The organism is Methylobacterium sp. J-092, assembly GCF_022829325.1.
GTDB lineage: Bacteria > Pseudomonadota > Alphaproteobacteria > Rhizobiales > Beijerinckiaceae > Methylobacterium.
Genome location: NZ_JAKSXU010000012.1, coordinates 1 through 414, shown reverse-complemented (window position 1 = coordinate 414; position 414 = coordinate 1). Strand labels below are relative to the sequence as shown.

At 65.2% G+C, this 414-nt stretch carries 1 protein-coding gene; it reads right to left on the bottom strand.

Going from position 1 to position 414, the window contains the following annotated elements; genetic code table 11:
• Window positions 1-34: 34 nt before the first annotated feature.
• On the bottom strand, window positions 35-414 hold a 380-nt coding region (locus tag MKK60_RS00140; protein ID WP_243983406.1), incomplete at its 5' end, for an integrase core domain-containing protein.

The following is a 414-nucleotide window of genomic DNA, read 5'->3' as shown; positions in this document are numbered from 1 at the left end:
TGATCGGCCCCCACGAGGTGGTCCAAGGGTAGAGTTAGTGCACGGTGGGCCGCTCCGCCACGGGTAGCTTGGCCGGCGGAGCTGGTCTGGCAAGCGCAGCCGGCCAAGCGGAGAAGGCTGGCATGAACACCTCCGGGGCCGGCGGGCGGTATCCCAGAGAGGCATGCGGGCGCACGCCGTTGTAGGGACGTCGCCAGCTTTCGATGACGACCTGCGCTTCCCTGAGTGTGTAGAAGATCTCGCCGTTTAGGAGTTCGTCGCGAAGCCGCGCGGTGAAGCTTTCGACGTAGCCGGTCTCCCACGGTGAGCCTGGCGTGATGTAGGCCGTCTTTGCTCCGACGCCGGTGATCCAAGCTTGGAGGGCCTTCGCAACGAACTCCGGGCCGTTATCCGAACGGATATGGCCAGGTACGC